14 protein-coding genes are annotated in these 19,497 nt (G+C 44.9%); 8 read left to right on the top strand and 6 right to left on the bottom strand.

The window, feature by feature from the left end:
* The first annotated feature begins 81 nt into the window (after positions 1-81).
* Positions 82-1,494 carry a glycosyltransferase gene (locus tag L3V45_RS17005; RefSeq protein ID WP_236837122.1) on the top strand — a complete coding sequence of 471 codons (1,413 nt, stop codon included), beginning with the start codon at positions 82-84 and terminating at the stop codon, positions 1,492-1,494.
* Between the two features lie 3 nt (positions 1,495-1,497).
* On the opposite strand, the gene L3V45_RS17000 is transcribed toward L3V45_RS17005, so the two are convergent.
* The 3 genes from L3V45_RS17000 to L3V45_RS16990 are packed head-to-tail and all read right to left on the bottom strand — an operon-like array spanning position 1,498 to position 5,188.
* Entirely contained in the window at positions 1,498-2,628 is a 1,131-nt protein-coding gene (locus L3V45_RS17000; RefSeq protein WP_015387612.1) for a Ger(x)C family spore germination protein, read from the bottom strand.
* A complete protein-coding gene (locus L3V45_RS16995; RefSeq protein ID WP_052586787.1) occupies positions 2,625-3,731 on the bottom strand; it encodes a GerAB/ArcD/ProY family transporter in 1,107 nt (368 codons plus the stop codon). The genes L3V45_RS17000 and L3V45_RS16995 overlap by 4 nt, the downstream gene beginning before the upstream one ends.
* Positions 3,732-3,736: 5 nt before the next feature.
* Positions 3,737-5,188: a spore germination protein GerBA gene (locus L3V45_RS16990; RefSeq protein WP_003151354.1), complete on the bottom strand. Its 1,452-nt coding sequence runs from the start codon at positions 5,186-5,188 to the stop codon at positions 3,737-3,739.
* A gap of 217 nt (positions 5,189-5,405) precedes the next feature.
* Here L3V45_RS16990 and manA point away from each other — a divergent pair, with 217 nt between their 5' ends.
* Both manA and L3V45_RS16980 read left to right on the top strand, forming a co-directional pair.
* Positions 5,406-6,356: a mannose-6-phosphate isomerase, class I gene (gene manA, locus L3V45_RS16985; protein ID WP_003151356.1), complete on the top strand. Its 951-nt coding sequence runs from the start codon at positions 5,406-5,408 to the stop codon at positions 6,354-6,356.
* Positions 6,357-6,496: 140 nt separating this feature from the next.
* Positions 6,497-9,142 carry an N-acetylglucosaminidase gene (locus tag L3V45_RS16980; RefSeq protein ID WP_103695181.1) on the top strand — a complete coding sequence of 882 codons (2,646 nt, stop codon included), beginning with the start codon at positions 6,497-6,499 and terminating at the stop codon, positions 9,140-9,142.
* Positions 9,143-9,202: 60 nt separating this feature from the next.
* On the opposite strand, the gene L3V45_RS16975 is transcribed toward L3V45_RS16980, so the two are convergent.
* Positions 9,203-10,369, bottom strand: coding sequence for a CDP-glycerol glycerophosphotransferase family protein (locus L3V45_RS16975; RefSeq protein ID WP_052586782.1), 1,167 nt, complete (start codon positions 10,367-10,369; stop codon positions 9,203-9,205).
* A 32-nt stretch (positions 10,370-10,401) separates the two neighbouring features.
* Positions 10,402-11,172: a WecB/TagA/CpsF family glycosyltransferase gene (locus tag L3V45_RS16970; RefSeq protein WP_003151360.1), complete on the bottom strand. Its 771-nt coding sequence runs from the start codon at positions 11,170-11,172 to the stop codon at positions 10,402-10,404.
* A gap of 355 nt (positions 11,173-11,527) precedes the next feature.
* On the opposite strand from L3V45_RS16970, the gene tagD reads away from it, so the two are divergent.
* From tagD to tagH, 5 genes are all read left to right on the top strand, one after another.
* Positions 11,528-11,917, top strand: a complete 390-nt coding sequence (gene tagD / locus L3V45_RS16965; RefSeq protein ID WP_003151361.1) for a glycerol-3-phosphate cytidylyltransferase — start codon at positions 11,528-11,530, stop codon at positions 11,915-11,917.
* A gap of 137 nt (positions 11,918-12,054) precedes the next feature.
* On the top strand, positions 12,055-13,593 hold the full coding sequence (locus L3V45_RS16960) for a glycosyltransferase family 2 protein (RefSeq protein ID WP_014305939.1): 1,539 nt from the start codon (positions 12,055-12,057) through the stop codon (positions 13,591-13,593).
* Between the two features lie 49 nt (positions 13,594-13,642).
* The gene (locus L3V45_RS16955; protein WP_014305938.1) at positions 13,643-15,817 is read left to right on the top strand and encodes a CDP-glycerol glycerophosphotransferase family protein; all 2,175 of its coding nucleotides are present in this window, start codon (positions 13,643-13,645) and stop codon (positions 15,815-15,817) included.
* A 185-nt stretch (positions 15,818-16,002) separates the two neighbouring features.
* Positions 16,003-16,830, top strand: a complete 828-nt coding sequence (locus L3V45_RS16950) for an ABC transporter permease (RefSeq protein WP_003151365.1) — start codon at positions 16,003-16,005, stop codon at positions 16,828-16,830.
* Positions 16,831-16,850: 20 nt separating this feature from the next.
* The gene (gene tagH, locus L3V45_RS16945) at positions 16,851-18,395 is read left to right on the top strand and encodes a teichoic acids export ABC transporter ATP-binding subunit TagH (RefSeq protein WP_003151366.1); all 1,545 of its coding nucleotides are present in this window, start codon (positions 16,851-16,853) and stop codon (positions 18,393-18,395) included.
* Positions 18,396-18,434: 39 nt separating this feature from the next.
* Here tagH and galU read toward each other — a convergent pair whose 3' ends face one another.
* Positions 18,435-19,319, bottom strand: coding sequence for a UTP--glucose-1-phosphate uridylyltransferase GalU (galU, locus tag L3V45_RS16940; RefSeq protein ID WP_003151367.1), 885 nt, complete (start codon positions 19,317-19,319; stop codon positions 18,435-18,437).
* Positions 19,320-19,497 lie beyond the last annotated feature (178 nt).

The following is a 19,497-nucleotide window of genomic DNA, read 5'->3' as shown; positions in this document are numbered from 1 at the left end:
GGGCGGTTATTCACCGGCCCCTCAAAACGGATGCGTGCGGGCGCCCGCACGGTCACATAAATGACGGGGATATGTCATACGTTGTATAAAGTCACGATAAAGGCGGGGATGCCGGTGAAAACGAGTATTATTATCCTTACATATAATGAACTTGAGCTGACGAAAAAATGTCTGGCCAGCATTAAACGATACACCGACAAAGATAAGATTGAACTGATTATAGTTGACAACGGTTCCTCAGACGGAACGAGAGAATACATATCAAATCTGCCTGACGTCAAAGTCATCCTTAATGAAAAAAACCTCGGGTTCGCCAAGGGGTGCAACCAGGGAATCGAAGCGGCAGGGGGAGAAAATCTGCTGTTTCTGAACAACGATACGATGGTCACGAAAAATTGGCTCACCTCCATGCTGAGGGTGCTGTATCAATCTGAAAAAAACGGTATGGTCGGGCCCGTCAGCAACTATGTCAGCGGCGCGCAAATGATCCATGACGCGTATCAATCGCTTGATGAGCTGGAGTCATTCGCGGAGGCGTATTGCGCACGGGAAAAGCATCAAACAAAGCGGGTGCTGCGCCTTGTCGGCTTCTGTCTTCTGGTGAAAAAAAGCGTCATTGAAGACATCGGCCCGTTCGATGAGCAATTCGGATACGGTTCTTTTGAAGATGATGACCTATGTCTGCGCGCCCTGCAAAAAGGATACAGCCTGCACATCGCTCTCGATGCCTTTGTGCATCACCACGGGCATGCGACGTTTACGGCTAATCAGGATATCAATATCAATCAGTTATATTCGGAGAACCGCCAGCGTTTTACGGAAAAATGGGGCACTGATTTTACGTACTTTACTCATCCGAGACCGGAAATTGCGGAGCTCGTTCCCCGGGAGTCGAAACGGATACTTGATGTCGGCTGCGGTGCGGGAGCTACGGGGCTGGAACTTCAAAACAGACAGCCTTGCGAACTGTACGGAATAGAACTGCACCCGCTGGCGGCGCAAGCGGCAAAAGGACATTATGAAGCGGTGCTGCAGGAAGATGTCGAAAAAGTGAAGCTGCCTTATCCGGAAGGCTTTTTTGATTGCATCATTTTCGCGGACATCCTTGAGCACTTAAAAGACCCGTGGCGCGTCATTGAAACGTACTCATCCTATTTGTCGCCTGCCGGATCAATCGTTTGCAGCATTCCGAATATTTCCCACGCCGAAGCGCTGTTCCCGCTGCTGCTCGGGGACTGGACATACAGAGACGCCGGGATTCTCGACCGCACCCACTTGCGGTTTTTTACGCCGCAGACGGTGCGCACGCTCTTTCCGGAAGAGACATTTGACGTGAAAAAGCAGTCCTATACGTATGTTCACGTGGATGAGCGGGTGCAGCTGTTTTTACAGGAAATCACACGAATGGCGCAATCGATGCAATTTCCGGTGACACAGCTGCCCGAACAAAGCCGGATTTATCAGATTCTCCTTCGTGTCGAAAAAACACGCTGAAGGCTACCGCCCCATCGTTCCGAAGTTGGTAATCTGAATGGAAACATCATAGTCAAAGGCCGCTTCGGAGAAGGTTTCATCCCAGTGATGCTTCACTTTCTTCCAATAGTCGGGATATTGAATGCGGACTCTGTCAGAAAAGAAGACAGGGTCCGTTTCATATTGATTCTGCAGCTTATCGATGACTTCTTTCATATCGCTTTTCAGTTTTTTTTCGAAAACCTTTTCCAGCCCGTTTAAATAGTGCTGATCGAATGAATCTTCTCCGGCATATTGATCCTCTGACAAAAGTCCTTTTGTTTTCACCGCTACGTGAAACGACAGCTTCCCGTTTTTCAGCAGGGGGGTGATGGAGGATGTTGATTTTTTGATCTCGAAGGTAATTGGGTGCCCTCCTTTATCCAAAGCGGGCAGCACGCCGCCCTGTATCGTCCCCGTCAGCCAATTCAGGCTTTGTACTTCGTATGATGACAGAAAGCCTGCCAATCTGTTTTGTTTTCCGTTTTTGATAATGGCCGCTCCGTCATACACCGTTTTTCCTTTTTGATTGCTGACGGCCTGAATGAGAAAACTGAGTTTATTATGGCAGTAAATCGAAGCTCTCCCGATTCGGAGCGGTTTTAAAATCTTCCCGTTGTAGCCGCCGTTGTTCGTAAGGTCGATCAGCTTTTCCGCGGGCATGGGCTGCTGCTGATTCGGCGTCGGCTCTGTCAGAATATCGGACGCTTTGCCTCTTGCCGCGAAGAGATAGCTGCTCCGCCTTAATTCATCATCACGGATAAAATGGTTCATCATCTGCAGTATATTTTGGTCGGCCAGCAATTTGTCGCTGAATATCAGCACTTTTAAATGATCGCTGTAAACGGGCGGATCTTTTAAAGCGACTTCACTGACGGCTTCAAGAATGGTATCCCCCCGCGACGTCACATTGACAAACACGGGCCGGCCGGAAGCCTGGCTGTTTTCACTTTGGGGCAGCAGGTTTTGATAGGTTAATTTATATCGGCGGTCACTCGTCTCGTCTATCGCCAGCCCCCGGGCGAAAGATAGCTTTTCGACTTCCTTCGCATCCCAGCACCCTGAAAGCGTCATCAGTATGAAAAGCGCCGCCGCCCATTTTACGAAATGTGTCATGACGTCTGTTTCCTCCCGGCTATTTTTTTCATCCAGCTGACAAACCAGATGAGAAAAGGAATCATAATGACGGCAAAAAACGCATATCCGAGAATATTCGCGAATGCAAACACACTGTTGATATCATCGGGGTACATTGAAAGGCCGAATGTCACTGCCAATAAGCCCCCCAGCAGCCAGGCATTGTTTTTATTTTTCAGTCTGAAAATGGTGTTTAATCCGAGATGCGCTCCTTTAAAAGAACCGAGCATACAGGTGAACTGCTGGCAAGTCCACGTAATTAAAAGAAAGATATCAAACCTTTCGATGAAAATACCGTGGATTTCCAAGGCGTGAATCAGGGAAATGGTCGGATATGTCACCGTTTTGGCTTCAGCGATCGACATACAGCCGATTACGACAAGCAGCGTAAAGCTGTAAAATAAGCCTGCGCATGCGATGCCGAAGACGGCAGCCTTTTTCGCCTGCTTCGGATTTTTCATAAACGGCACCAGATAAAGAATCACCTCAAGTCCTGAAAAATACAGAAGGGTACGCGGAAACAGCTCAAAAAAGCTTTTGTAGCCTCCTTCCATGACCGGGCGGATGAAATCCAGTTTAAACAGTCTCAGGCTGAATATGAGCAGCGTAATCAGAATGACGATCGCAATCGGAAAGAGATAAGCATAGAGTTTTGAAATGGGATACACCCCGCCGGTCACATGGTAGATGCCGACCGCCAGAAAGATGAATATGACGACACCCATCGGCGTATTTTTCAGTAAAAAGTAATTGATGACCTCACCGAGAAAACGGGCTTGAAAACAGACGGTGACGACAAAATAACAGCTGATGAATAAATTCAGAAGAGAACCGATGGCGCGTCCCATAATGCTTTGATTCAGCTCATAAATGGTTTCCCCGCTGTTTTTCTGCAAAAACGGCATAAAGAGCAGGACGATGCCGATAAACACGAGACTCTGCACAAGAATAATGATCCATCCGCTCGGACTGTCCGCTGCTGCGGCGGAGCGCGGCAGTGTTAACACGCCCGCTCCGATCATTGTTCCGCTTACCATGAGAAGTGTCTGCATAAACGACAGCTTGTCTTCCGGTTTTTTCATGGTGATCACCTTTGCTTGATTTTATCTTTCGTCTCTTTTCTGGTCGGCCGTTTTTTCAAAAGAGGCGTCGGCAGTCTGACGATCGTATCTTTTAAGTCCTGTCCCGGCTGCGCCATGATCGGAATAAGATAGTCCTGGCCGAAGCTTTTCAGGCGCATCAGATGGCCGACGACAAGCAGATAACACATGATCAGTCCGTATAAACCTAAAATCGCCGATAAAATCATCGAAAAAATACGGATGAGCCTCAGCGGAAAATTGAACGCATAGGAGGGCGCCGTAAAAGAAGCCAATGCCGTAACGGATACGATAATGACCATCATCGCGCTGACGATGTTCGCCTGAACGGCGGCCTGCCCGATCACCACGCCCCCGATCAGGCCGATCGTCTGTCCGATCGGCTTCGGCAGCCTGAGTCCGGCTTCTCTGATCATCTCAATCGTAAAAATCATAATAAACGCTTCAACAAAAGGGGGAAACGGAACATTCAATCTGCTTCCGGCAATCGTCACCGCCATTCTCGTCGGCAAAAGCCCCGTGTGAAACGTAACGAGCGATATGTAAAGGCCGGGTAAATAAATCGTGATTAAAATGCATGTATACCGAAGCAGCCTGAGAAAGTTAACCGGAACCCACCGCTGATTATAATCGTCAGGTGAGTGGATAAATTCATCAATGGTAGCCGGCACCAAAAGGGTAAAAGGCGTTCCGTCTACAAGAATGGAGACCCTTCCTTCCAAAAGAGCGCCCATAACCCGGTCGGGCCGTTCGGTCGTCAAGACGGTCGGGAAAATGGAATACGTGTTATCTTCAATAAGCTGCTCGATCGTTCCTGATTCCGGAATGTCATCAATGGTGATCGAATCCAGTCTTTTCATCACTTCTTTTACAACATCATCAGGCGCAATATCCCGAATGTAGGCAACGGCGATCCGCTTTTTTGTCCGTTCGCCGAGTGTGATCTCTTTGATCTGGAGGTTGGGATCACCGGACTGCTCGCGCAAAAGCGCCGTGTTCGTTCGGAGCTTTTCGACAAAACCTATCCTAGGCCCCCGTTCAAGCACTTCTGAAGCCGGTTCTTCAATATCACGCATTTTAAATGTTTCCGTTTCAAACGAAAGGGCTTCCTCCCATCCCTCCGCCAGCAAAACCGATTTGCCGGAAAAAATGTCTGCCTCCGCGTCCTTAAGTGAAGAAAGCCGGGTGTGACGATAGCCGAAAGAGATGGATGACGGCGGTATTTCAGCCGGTTCCTCTTGATGCAGGGCGGCCGCCTGCACGGGCGAAATAATATATTCCGCAAGCAATTGATTGTCGGTCAGTCCGTCTATATATATAAGGCAGGCGTCACATTTGCCGTTTCCGTACGTAAACGAATAAAACATCATGTCATCGCTTTGGCCGATCCGTTTTTTCAGCGCTTCAAGGTTTTTGCCGAGCTCCGCATGTATCGTCATAATGTTCCCCCCTTTCCATCAGTTATTTTAATTTGCGACAAACAAGGCATTTTATTCTGGAATAGGAAATGACTGAGCATTCCGCCCCATCCGAATGGTATAATGAGCAGGTCAGCCATTTTATACATATTGTTTTTAACCGCGGCTCCCTCCGTGTTTTAAAAAAGACACAGGGGGAATGGGATATGAGCCGCTTTTTAAGGGGAGGGGAACGAACATGACGCAAGAGCCGATTTTTCTACAGCCTGTATGTAAAGAAAAAATATGGGGCGGCACGTTATTACGCGAACGATTCGGATATGACATACCTTCAGAAACAACCGGCGAATGCTGGGCGATATCAGCCCATCCGCACGGAATGAGCACGGTCAAAAGCGGTCCGTATCAAGGGAAAACCTTGATGGACCTGTGGGATCAGCATAGAGAGTTATTCGGCGGAACGGAAGGGGACCGGTTTCCGCTGCTGACGAAAATACTGGACGCCAAACATCATCTGTCCGTTAAAGTCCATCCTGACGATTATGACGCCGAGGAGCATGGACAGGGCGAAACGGGGAAATCTGAGTGCTGGTACATTATTGACTGTAAAGAAAATGCGGAAATCATATATGGTCATACGGCCCGTTCGAAAGCGGAACTTGTCACCATGATTAACAGCGGTGACTGGGAAGGCCTGCTGCGCCGCGTGAAGATCAAACCTGGCGATTTTTATTATGTGCCGAGCGGAACCATCCATGCCATTTGCGCCGGGGCGCTCGTGCTGGAAATACAGCAGAATTCAGACGCCGCCTACCGAATATATGATTACGGGCGTACAGATCAAAACGGCGGTGCGCGTGAGCTGCATATCCGCGATGCCGTCAACGCCGCCACCGTTCCTCATGTGGACGGATTTTTGGATGAATCAACTGAAACGAGAAAAGGCATCACCATTAAAACCTTTGTGCAGGGAGAATATTTTTCTGTATACAAATGGGATATCAGCGGGACGGCGGAAATGACCCAGGACGCTCCGTTTATGCTGTGCAGCGTCACAGAAGGAAGCGGCTCCATCATCTTTGAAGGCAAGTCCGCCAAGCTTGAAAAAGGCGCGCATTTCATACTGCCGGATCAGATGCCTGACTTTACGATAAACGGAGATTGCACGATCATCGTTTCTCATATATAAAACCAAACTTAATCCCAGCTCTGGGATTAAGTTTTTTTTATTTGGATAATTGGATGATTTCTCTCTGTAAAAATGAAGAAAGCGGGCCGATAAATAAACTAGTTTGATAGAAACCAATTGAATCAGAAAGAGGAGAAGGAATGAAAAAGAGATTCGTTGCACCTATGTTATTGTCCGCCGTTTTCCTTGTCTTTAGCACCGTTACACAGCACGCCGAGGCCGCATACAGCGACTACTCCGTTTACGAGCTGGAAACGAAGCAGCAATTTGCTTCTGAGAACGAGGCGCTTCAAGCGGCAGCGAAATTGAAAAAGGATACGGGGTGGCAGGCTGACGCAAAGAAAGCCGGAAATGCGCCGCTCACTTATCAAATCTCAGCTTCAGGCTTACACGATGAAACGGATGCGAAAACCGTGCTGAAAGACTTTACGAAGCAGACGGGCGTGGCCGGCACTTACAGCGCAAGCGGAAGCAAACAGCCGTACGTGACCGTCACATCAGGCGTTCTATCAGACGAGCGGCAGACGAAAAATCTTCTTGCCGAACTGACGAAAAAAACGGGCGTGACCGGCGCCGTCAAGCCGGCGGGGACAAAACAGCCGTATATGCAGGTCGTGACTTCTGAGATGGCGGCCGATGCGGATGCAAAAGCGCTCTCGCAAGCGTTGACGAAGCAGACGGGCGTGAAAGCGTCATACCGTCAGATCAAACGGGAAACAGCCCGGTTTCAGATCCAATCGGGAACAATCTCCGGCGATCAAAAAGCCGCTCAAATTCAAACTGATTTTCAAAAGGAAACAGGATTGCAGTCGTCGCTGAAAGTCACGGCAAAGGCCAGTCCGAATATCACCGTGACAGCCTCTGGCATTTCAAATGCAACTGATGCGGCAGGTTTAGCGAAACAGCTGCAGCGGAAAACAGGCGTCAAAGGGAACGTTCAAAAGTATGCCCAAAGCAAAACAGCAACCGTGTATAACGTGCAGTCAGGATATTTTAACGGAGTAAGCGCCGTACAAAATGCTATCACCCAAATCAAGAAGAATACGGGTGTCAGCGGAAGCTATCAAAAAGCCGGCAAGAAGAATAATTACACGGTCGCGATGAGCGGACTGACGGCTAAACAGCTGCAAAGCGTGCAAGCTTTCTTTAAAAAGAAAAAATGGCATTGCGACGCATCGCCTGTCAAAAAGACAGCATCAGTGTCCGTTTACCGGATCACGGCAGGGCAGCTTACCGCTGCAAAGGCAGAACAAACGGAGGCGTTTTTCCGCCAGCAGCATGTAAAGACGGCAAGAACAGCGGCGGGAAAAACAGCAGAAAACGAATATCAGCTGCTTTCTCAGCAGACGGCAGACCAGTCGAAGATAAAAAAAGGATTGAATCTGCTGGCGGGATATAAACTGACTGCCATTTCAAAAACGATATCCAAGCAGACGGACACAACGTACCAAGTCACAACCGAATCATTGCTTGATACGGCAAAGATCAATCAATCGCTGGATTTTTTCAAAGGGAAAAAAGTATCCGCCTCCGCACAGAAAACAGGTGAAGCGGCGTATACACAATTCAGAATTGAAACGGCACCGCTGCTTAAGAAGGAAGACATTGACCGCGTGACTGCTTTTTTCAAGCAAAACAAAGCGGCCGGCACTGTGAAGGAGACGGGGAAAACCGGCTCTGCACAATACGTCATCAAAACCGAAAAATTCAGCAGTAAAACCGTTTTAAATAAAAGCATGAGCTTTTTCAGCGCCAAACAATTACAGGCCGGCTATACGAGTGAAAGCCATCCGATTTATGAACTCCGCATTCGCAATCAATTCACGGGAGCGCAGTCAGCGGACGCCGCCTCCCAAAAGCTGAAAAAGCTGTACGGATGGACGATGGCTATTCTGAAAATAAAAAACGGACCGCAAATCATGAACACCAATTACAACATCTCGCTGGCAGATATGGTCAAAAAACAAATGACAGTCAGCCCGCAGACTGATGCCGCGGCTTATGCATCGCTTACGTACATCAATACGGCCTCCGGAACGGTCACAGCCGATGTCCTGAACGTCCGGTCAACCCCGGAAGTCAGCTCCGGCAATATTATCGGGCAGTTGAAAAAAGGCGATAAAGTCAGCATCACAGGCCAGACAAACGGCTGGGCCAAACTCAGCATGGGCTGGAGAAACGCCAGCAGTGACGAAGTCGGGCAGTACGTCAATCCGGCTCACTTCGCACAAGACAGCAAGTATTACTTTCAATTTCTGAAGCTCTCTCAGACAGCCGGACTGAACGCATCGGAACTGAATCAAAAAGTGCTGGTCAATAAAGGAATACTGACAGGGAAAGGCCGGGCCTTTATTACAGCCGCCGGCAAATACAGCATCAATGAAGTGTATTTGATTTCGCATGCTTTGCTTGAAACGGGCAATGGCACGTCAGAGCTTGCGAACGGCATTATGTATAATGGTAAAAAGGTTTACAACATGTACGGCATCGGGGCTTATGACAGCAACCCGAATTACTACGGCGCACAATACGCGTATAAGCAAGGCTGGTTTACTCCGGAAGCCGCGATTATCGGCGGAGCCCAATTTATCGGTGCGTCTTATATTCACAATCCTTCATACGAGCAGGATACGCTGTATAAAATGAGATGGTCTTCAGCCGCGGCTCATCAGTATGCGACAGACATCGGCTGGGCGTATAAGCAGGTAAACCGCATGTACAGCTTATACTCACTGCTGGATGATTATACGCTTTACTATGATGTTCCCGTGTATATGAAAGTATAAAAAAAGGGCTGAAGTGTATGCTTCAGCCCTTTCTTCATGCAAAAAACACCCGCCTCAGATTCAGGCAGGTGCTTCAGCACAATTTTTCATTTTTGTTTCCGCAAATTTCAATAACGCTTCACTCGAATTCCCATCTGAATACATATTCCATTTGTCCGAGAACCGCTTCATTTCTTCTGCATCAAATGGCTTTTTCGTCATTTCCTTCAAAAGAGCTTCACTGTCATGACAAGCCTTTCCGGGAATGACGGAAGTATAATTGTCGATTAAACCGCGTTTTCGATCATATTCCTCCAGATCATACGTGAAAAAGAAAATCGGTTTATTTAAGAGCGCGAATTCAAAAGGCACGGAAGAGTAATCCGTAATTAAAATATCAGCCGCTTTCAAGAGATCATGAAGACGCATGTCAGACACGTTCTTGATCAATTCGCTTTCAAACGAAGCCGAAATATGATGCAAAACGGCAGGGTGAAGCTTTACAAGCAGCATATACTCTCCGTTTAACGCGTTTGTGAGCTGTTCTTCGGTGAATGGCAGCCGAAAGGACTGCATATCATAATCCCTGAATGTCGGTGCGTACAGGATGATTTTTTTCGGCCATTTGTGCTTCGGTTCGGGCTTGTGTTCTTCATAATAGACGTCAGTCAGGGGGACACCCGTTTTTAACAGCTGGCCGTCCCGTATGCCGAACGACTTTTTAAAAACGTCAGCCATCGCGTCTGAACCGACGGTGACAAAGTCAAACGAGCGGTACACTTTTTTAAAACGGCTGATATCTGATGCCGGACGGTTTTGATTCGTCACATCCTCAAGGCCGAACTTTTTCAAAGAGCCGTTCGCATGCCACACTTGAATACATGTCGTTTGCGGCCGGCGGTTTAAGACGCTTGTCATAAGGAAATAGTTATCTGTTATCACCGCTTTGCTCTTAAAAAGGATCAAAACCGCCTTCAAAAGATGCAGCGGATGTTTTTCGTTCAGATAAAAAGAGCCGAGTCCTTCCAGCTCTTTTTTCAGACTGACGGCGTGTCTCGTATACAAAACCGTCACTTCATAAGAAAGCGATTCAGCGTGCGCTTTGTAAGAACGGATGAGAGCCTGTGCATTCTCTTCGAAAGATACCAGCAGGGTCAGATGGTTCTTGGGCTTTACAGGCTTGAACAAAACGCCCAGAACAGACAGATATATAGAATAAAAAGCGGCGAATAAAGATCGCAAGTTCATAGATTACCAATCTCTTTTGCTGTTTTATTTGTTTAAAGCTGTTTCGTTTGATCTTCTGCCTGCTCGGAATACAGGCTTTTATTTGATTTATTATTTCTCAAAACGGTAAAAGCATACTTCGGAATGTTCAGCATCCTTTTCCATCTCCACGGATTCGTCACCAGTCTGTACAGCCATTCCAGATTCGTTTTGATCATCCATTCAGGGGCGCGTTTCACCGTTCCGCTGAACACATCAAAGCTTCCGCCCAAACCGATCGATACAGCCTGAGGGAAAAGATGTTTGTATTCATAAATAAATTGTTCCTGATGGGGATATCCTAAGGCGACAAACACGAGATCGGGTTTCGCCCGGGAAATCTGTTTGGCGACGAAGCGTTTATCCGCTTCATAACCGTTGCTGGCTCCGACAACCTCAATATTCGGATACTCTTTGCCGATCCGGTTCAAAACGGCGTCAAGCACGTCTTGCTTAGCTCCGTATAAAAATATTTTTTTAGACTGCCGGTTTGCGAGACCGAGCAGCGACAGAAACACATCGAATCCCGCAATTCTTGATTTCAGCGGGTGCTGCGTCAAACGTGACATTAACACGACGCCGATACCATCCGGCAGGACGAAATCCGCGGAAGAAATGACTTGATGATAACCTTTGTCTTTCGCCGCAGCGTATCCGATCTCAGGGTTGACCGTCGCAATGACGGCTCCTTGCTTTTGTGCGATATAATAAGTGTCTAAATATGAAATAAACTCCTGTAAATTTCCATTAACATAAGAAAGGTTGTGCACCATTTCAGTCTGCATCTGCCGTCCTCCTTTTTGTACGGGATTTTCTTTCATTTTTTCGTGACTTAAGCTAAGCTTTATTTTAACATAATACCTTCAGATAAACTTAACAATAGTTTTACAAAAATATAAATAAGATAACAATTTCTTTAATCAACCGCGCAAAAACCCTGCTAAACTCCTATTGCAATAACATTTGTTAATAAGTGGAATTTAACTTCGTTTTACATTAGCTTAACCTTTTCAGGGCTATGTGATATAATGAGGTTCCATGAGTACGAAATTGGCACTTTAGTGATTAAGGATACAGCTGCGCAGCATTTCAGGGCAGTTGCTTGTTATACGTATGATGATAGAAAGGAGCTTTTGTTTCATGAAGAAGGTCATTACTTACGGAACGTTTGATTTACTGCATTGGGGTCATATTAAACTGCTTGAGCGCGCAAAGCAGCTTGGAGATTACCTAGTTGTTGCCATCTCAACAGACGAGTTCAACCTGCAAAAACAAAAAAAGGCCTACCACAGCTATGAACACAGAAAGCTGATTCTGGAAACGATCCGTTATGTCGACGAAGTCATTCCGGAAAACAGCTGGGATCAAAAAGTACGTGACGTAGCGGATCACAACATCGACGTGTTCGTAATGGGAGACGATTGGGAAGGCAAATTCGATTTCCTTAAAGATCAATGCGAAGTCATCTATCTCCCTAGAACCGAAGGCATTTCCACCACACAGATTAAAAAAGAAATTGCCGGGGTGTAATTGAAACATTAGGATATACAGATGATAAAGAAGTACTCCCTCCGGATAGGGAGTACTTCTTGTAATATAAGGTTATTTTCGCTATATTTGTTATGCGCTTTTGAAAAAAAGCTAGACAATAAGAGGAGAATTTAAAGATGAATCTTAGTAACTTTTTTAAGTTGAATAAAAAAGAGTCCAAGCCGTCCATAGAAGAACGCGAATATACCATTTTAAACAAAGAAGCATTGGCGGAAGAGAAGAAGGTAGCGGTAGTCGTTCCTGTTTATAATGCAGAAGAATATGTAAGGAAAACAGTTGATTCTGTGATCCTTCAAAACATCGGCTTTCAGCATATTTCTTTAATTCTGGTAGATGATTGCTCTACTGATGATTCCAGAAACATCCTGACTGAGTACGCCGAATTGTATGAAAATATTACAGTCGTCTTTTTGAAAGACAACACGGGAACTCCGGCTTATCCGAGAAACTTGGGAATTGAGCTGGCAAATGCGAAGTACATTACATTTTTGGATGCGGATGATTGGTTTGCGCCGAACGGGGTTAAAATCTTATTCGACATGCTTGAAAGAGATCATGTAAATTATGCGGTCGGAAAAACGATCGAAATGCAGGTGAACGGTCAAAAAACGATCGGGAAACATGAGTCTTCGCTGAACAGAGCGAAGGTATCGCCTTTTTCAATCCGGCATATTTTCTATCATCTGGGCCCGCGGGCAAGAATGATGAACTTACAATTTCTAAAAGATAACGATATCAGATATCCGGAAATGAAATTTGCTGAAGATAAGCAATTTTTTATGGATGTTCTTTTGGCGTGCGGAGATATTTCAACGTCAACCGAACCGGTCTATTATCTGAACAGAATGGACAATAATGAGTCGCTGACAAAGCAGACCAATATAATGGAAAAAACCGACACGAACATAGCCGTAATGAAGTATATTCTGAACAAAAAATTAGATACTGAAAAAGAGAAGATGGCGATGAACCGCCTGATTGAATTCGATTCCATTACGCGGCTTTTCGATCGGATGCACTTCCTGAAAAGCGAAAACAAAGAAGCCTACTACAATAAATTCAATGAAATTCTGAATGTGTTAAAGAAGACGAAATACGATATTTCCGAGACATTTTTTCATCCGATTCATAAAACAGCCTACCGTCTGCTGACTCAAAAACGGTATGATGAGGTCGAAAAGCTGTTCCGCTGGTCCAAAAAAGAGCCCGATAAAAACATCGTGACGAAAGACGGACTGGCTTATTTAGAAAGCCCGCTGACGGATGAAGAAAATAAACTGGTCGAACTTCGCATGCACGGAGAAACGGAAAGCGCGGTGTTCGCCGATCATAAATTCACCGTTACGTTCCGCTTGTTCGGACAGGACAGAAATAATGCCCAATATATTCAGTTTCAGCACAGAGATAACATGAAAGTACACCACCAGTTTCCGGTTCAGTCACTGGGAGACGGGCGGTACGTCCTTGAAATCCCGTTAAGTGACATTGAAAAAGTCGGACTTGGCGGTTATATTATGTATGTCATTTATAACGATTATGAACGTGTCATGTTAAACAGAGAAGACGGTGAAAAGGTGACGGCAGAAGCGAACGGACTGCAATATCAATTCTACCGGACGGTGAAGGAGAACCTTTCACTGAAAGTAACAAAATGATGATTGTGATTGGATATGTTTAATTGAAACAGAGGAGTAGACTTATTTTATGGGTATAGAAAATCCTGTCAGATACAAGTTAAAACATCTTAACATAAAGGAAGAGACATTCAGCATTACGATATCCTGTGAAAATGTCACTGCAGGGGAAGAGCCTTCTCTTCAGATTATAAATCGTAAAACAAAAGCGGAACTTTCCGTCCCTCTGAAACGGTTGGCCGGAGAGGGCGGAGAGTACCATGCTGTCATGAGCACGGATCTGCTTTCTGACCATACGGACGGCAAAGGATGTCTGGATTTCTATGTCTCCTTTATCAATGATGACAGTGATATCAGTAAAAAACGGTTAAAATCCAGCCTTGAACCTATTGAACTGTCTTCTTATAAAGATGAGGCTCATCATATGTACTTTTTCCCTTACACGACGAAGAAAGGGAATTTCTCCTTAAAGCTGCTGCAGAAAAAGTTCGTCACGCGGATTGATGAAATGGAGCTCGAATCTGACGGCAGCTTACATCTGAAAGGTTTTGCATTCCGGCTGAATGCGGCAGAAACCTTAAAGATAAAAGAAAAAAACCTGATTCTGAAAATGAAAAAAGGAAAAGAAGAGGAGCCTCTCATTCTGAAGTATCCGCTTCACGACGTGCCGAGACACGACCTTGATGAATATGTTCAGGACACAACGATGCTTGACACGATAGGCTTTGATACAAAAATTGATTTGAATGCCGTTTATAAAGAATTGAATCAGCAGCTCATCTTTCAATTCCATATTCAATTCATTTTTGAAGATGCCGGGACAGGTGAAGAGGTTATCACCAACAGCAAACCGTTAAAGGTTCTGAAATCTGAACATGTAAACCCTAACCAATTCACGGTTCTGAAAACGGAAAAAGGGCCTGCCAGATTTCACGTTTTCACGAAAAAGAAAACGAAAAATCTCCACCTGAGAATGAACGATTACAGCTTCAGCACCCGCGTGGAGTATTTTGTGAAAGGAAAGCTGAAACGGGGCGCTTCCTTTGTACGCAAGAGAAAGAATAAGCTGAAAAAGTTCATTGAGAAAAGAATACAGAACACTTACAAAGCAGGATTCAGATTTGCAGGAAAACTGCCTGTCAAACAGAAACTTGTCATGTTTGAAAGCTTTGCCGGAAAACAGTACAGCTGCAACCCGCGGGCGATTTATGAATACATGAGCAAAGAGATGCCGGAATACCGTCTCTGCTGGAGTGTAAACCCCGCTTACTCACAGACATTTAAAGATAAAGGGATTCCTTATATCGAACGCTTCACGTTCAAATGGCTGTTTGCCATGGCAAGAGCCGAGTACTGGGTTGTCAACAGCCGTATGCCGCTGTGGATTCCGAAACCTGAGCATACGACATATGTCCAGACATGGCACGGCACGCCTTTAAAGCGCCTTGCCGTAGATATGGATGAAGTGCATATGCCCGGAACAAACACTGAAAAATACAAGCGCAACTTTACGACAGAGGCTTCAAAGTGGGATTACCTGATTTCACCGAACGCATATTCAACCGAAATATTCGCCCGGGCGTTTCAGTTTAATAAAACCATGATTGAATCGGGATATCCGCGGAATGACTTCCTTCAGACGGATAACAGCCCTTCTGTCATTAAAGCGCTGAAAGAAAAAATGAATCTTCCGCAAGATAAAAAAGTGATTATCTACGCACCGACATGGCGGGATGACCAATTTTATAAAAAGGGAAAATACAAGTTTGACCTTGATTTAGACCTTCACCAATTGAGAGAAGCGATCGGCGACCGTTATGTCATTATTTTACGGATGCATTATCTTGTGGCGGAAAACTTTGATCTCGGACCGTATGAAGGATTTGCGTATGATTTCTCCAGCTACGAAGATATCCGTGAGCTGTATATGGTCTCTGATTTACTCATAACGGACTATTCCTCTGTCTTTTTTGACTATGCGAATCTGAAAAGACCGATGCTGTTTTATGTGCCTGATATCGAAACGTACCGGGATAAACTCAGAGGGTTTTACTTTGACTTTGAAAAAGAAGCGCCCGGCCCGCTTGTCAAAGAAACAGGTGACGTTATCAAATGGGTCAATGAAACGGAATCAGATGATTATAAGCTTCCGGATTCGTTCGGGCCTTTTTACGAGAAGTTCTGTTATTTAGAAACCGGAGAATCGTCTGAAAAAGCCGTAAAAGTGATTTTCGGGGACAAGTAAATAAGTGCAAAAAAGCATAATTTAACCATGTTAATTATGCTTTTTTGCTTAAGTGACGGCATGTTGCGCTCATGGGACTCAGGCTTGTTATGAAGTGAAAAATACATCGTAATCTGTTACAATTATGAGCGGTGCTTTTGTAAGTCAAAGCTATTACCTAAAACTTACGACTAAGGAAGATTAGAATGAATGCATTGGTAAAAATTCTGAAAGAGCAATTCAACTCATTTCCGCTGATTATGCGGCTTGCAGTGTACGAAACGAAATCAAAGTATCAAGTGAACTATTTGGGTATATTGTGGCAGTTTCTCAACCCTATGATTCAAATGCTGGCTTACTGGTTCGTATTTGGTCTCGGGATTCGCGGCGGACATGATATGGTGCTTGGAAATGGAGACAGCGTACCGTTCATCGTTTGGATGCTGGCCGGCTTAATTCCTTGGTTCTTTATCAGTCCGACGATACTGGATGCATCTAACAGCGTTTTTAAACGGATAAATTTAGTGTCGAAAATGAACTTTCCGATCAGTTCACTGCCTTCTGTAGTGATAGCATCGAATTTATTCAGTTACTTTGTGATGATGGCGATTTATATTATTGTGCTGCTGAGCAACGGACTGTTTCCGACGCTTCACTGGCTGCAATATATTTATTACTTGTTTTGCATGATCAGTTTTATGTTTGCTTTCGGCCTGTTTAATTCAACCATCAGCGTATTAATCAGGGACTATCAGTTTTTGCTTCAAGCCGTCACAAGGCTTCTCTTTTTTCTTCTGCCGATTTTCTGGGACATTGCGGAGAAATTTGGAAACAGACCTGAAGTTTTGACCATCTTGAAGTTAAACCCTCTTTTCTATATTATCGAGGGCTTCAGAGACAGCTTTATGGAAGGGCAGTGGTTTTTCCACGATGTGAAATACACGCTGTATTTCTGGTTCGTCACACTGCTGCTGTTAACAGTCGGTTCACTTCTTCATATGAAATTCAGAGATAAGTTTGTTGACTTTCTTTAATATAGTAAGGAGATTATACGATGAAACTAAAAGTTTCGTTCAGAAATGTTTCAAAACAGTATTTTCTATATAAAAAACAGTCTGACAAAATTAAAGGATTGTTTTTCCCAAACAGAAATCAAAAAGGTTTTTTCGCTGTCCGAAATGTTTCTTTTGACGTCTATGAAGGGGAAACGATCGGATTCGTAGGTATCAACGGCTCGGGAAAATCAACGATGTCCAATCTGCTTGCAAAGATCATTCCGCCGACAAGCGGTGAGATTGATATGAACGGGCAGCCGTCTTTAATCGCGATTTCTGCCGGATTAAACAATCAATTAAGCGGCAAGGACAACATCCGTTTAAAATGCTTGATGATGGGTCTCAACAATCGGCAGATAGACGAGCTTTATGAAAAAATCGTTGAATTCGCGGATATCGGCGACTTTATAGATCAGCCTGTTAAAAGCTATTCAAGCGGTATGAAATCCCGTCTCGGTTTTGCCATATCGGCGCATATGGACCCTGACATCCTTATTATTGATGAGGCGCTCTCAGTAGGGGACCAGACTTTCTATCAGAAATGTGTGGACCGCATTACGGAATTTAAAGAACGCGGCAAAACGATCTTTTTCGTCAGTCATTCCATCGGACAGATTGAGAAAATGTGTGACCGGGTGGCTTGGATGCATTACGGCGAAATGCGTATGTTCGACGAAACGAAAGCCGTTGTAAAAGAATATAAAGCTTTTGTGGATTGGTTCAACAAGCTTTCAAAGAAAGAAAAAAAGAAATATCAAAACGAGCAGATTGAAGGCAGAACGCGGGCAGCCGAGGAACAGAAAATCACTCAGGCGCAGCAAAAGAAAGCGAAGCCTAAATTCATTGCCAATACGATACAGATTACGCTGCTTGCATTGCTGGCTGTCGGCGCAGGCGCTTCGATGTTTTCAGACAAGCCTCTGCGTGCGATCACATCTTTCGGTGACGTCAAACAGAGCGATGCCGGCCTTTATGAGTCTGTGAATAAACCTGCTTTGGTAAAAGCTGAAAAGGCGGACCTTTACACTGAAAAAGATATAAAAGGAAAAGCCTCCGCAAGTGTAAGTTTCGGTACGAAGGTGCAGATAGAAGCCGAGAATAACCAGGCGGCTAAAGTGAAATTAAACGATAAAGAGTACTTTATGAAAAAGACTGATCTATATAAAGTGAACGCTTTAAAAAAGACGGATGTTCAGCTGAATGATTTCAGCGGCAGTTTATCAAGCCAAACAGCAGAAGAGTTTCTCTCATATCTCAATAAAAGCCGGGACGATGTGCAGCGTAAATTGAAAAATCCAGCTGCGGGACAAACGGCTGACGGACGGAACGTATTAAAAGCATCCGATGCAAAAACGGATGTAGTGATTGACAATGATACAGTCTCCGAAGTGGTTTTTCATTTATCGCGTCCTGCAGACATCTCAGCTTTAAGTGAAAAAGGCGGCAGCAAAATCAATCAGAATTTGCTCATGCTTAAAAACCAGGAATATACTTTTTCTGTGAACAATGCTGATAAGACACTGACGGTAACGTCTAAAAAGTAAAGATCACATAAAAAAAGCTGCCGGATTCGGCAGCTTTTTCTATTCGTCAGCTTCTTCTTTTTCAAGAAGATCCTTCATGAACGGAATTAATTTATGGCGGATATCCTGATCCTGTAAGGCAAATTCAAGCGTCGTCTCGATAAATCCTAGTTTTTCACCGACATCGTAACGTTTTCCTTCGAAATCATAAGCGAAGACACGCTGAATGTCATTGAGCTTTTGGATGGCGTCCGTTAATTGAATTTCTCCCCCTGCACCGACTTCCTGCTGTTCAAGGTACATGAAAATTTCAGGAGTGAAAACGTATCTTCCTAAAATAGCCAAGTTGGAAGGAGCTGTGCCCGGTTCAGGCTTCTCTACAAAATTTTTGACCTGGTAACGGCGGCCTTCATTTGTTAACGGATCGATAATTCCGTAGCGGTGTGTGTCGCTTTCAGGAACTTGCTGAACACCGATGATGGAAGACAATGTTTTTTCGTATTCATCCATCAGCTGACGAAGTCCCGGTTTTTCAGCCTGGACAATATCATCGCCGAGAAGAACGGCGAAAGGTTCATCGCCGATGAAGTTGCGTGCGCACCAAACGGCATGACCGAGTCCTTTTGGCTCTTTTTGGCGAATATAGTGGATATCCGCAATATTTGACGATTTTTTCACTTTTTGAAGCAGTTCGATTTTCCCTTTTTCTTCTAAATTGCGTTCCAGTTCAGGGGCATTGTCGAAATGGTCTTCTATTGCTCTTTTTCCTTTTCCGGTTACGATAATAATATCTTCGATGCCGGATTCGACAGCTTCTTCGATAATATACTGAATTGTCGGCTTATCAACGATTGGAAGCATTTCTTTAGGCATTGCTTTTGTGGCCGGCAAAAAACGAGTGCCTAAACCTGCTGCCGGAATAATGGCTTTGCGTACTTTCTTCACTGAATAACACCATCCTTGTTTCTGCAAAATCTTTTTTTCAGAACTATAACCTAGTCTTTTTCCACTTTACCACAATTGATTAAAATTCACACCTTTTAATCCGCTTTCAAAGAGTCTTGTAACGGTTTTTGCTTTGTTTGCCATTAAGCTTTACAATATCTAAGAAACGGCATAAATA

The sequence above is a fragment of the Bacillus sp. R45 genome (assembly GCF_021729365.1).
GTDB classification, from domain to species: domain Bacteria; phylum Bacillota; class Bacilli; order Bacillales; family Bacillaceae; genus Bacillus; species Bacillus velezensis.
The sequence above is the reverse complement of the archived record's forward strand: the minus strand, read 5'-3'. Positions and strand labels throughout refer to the sequence as shown.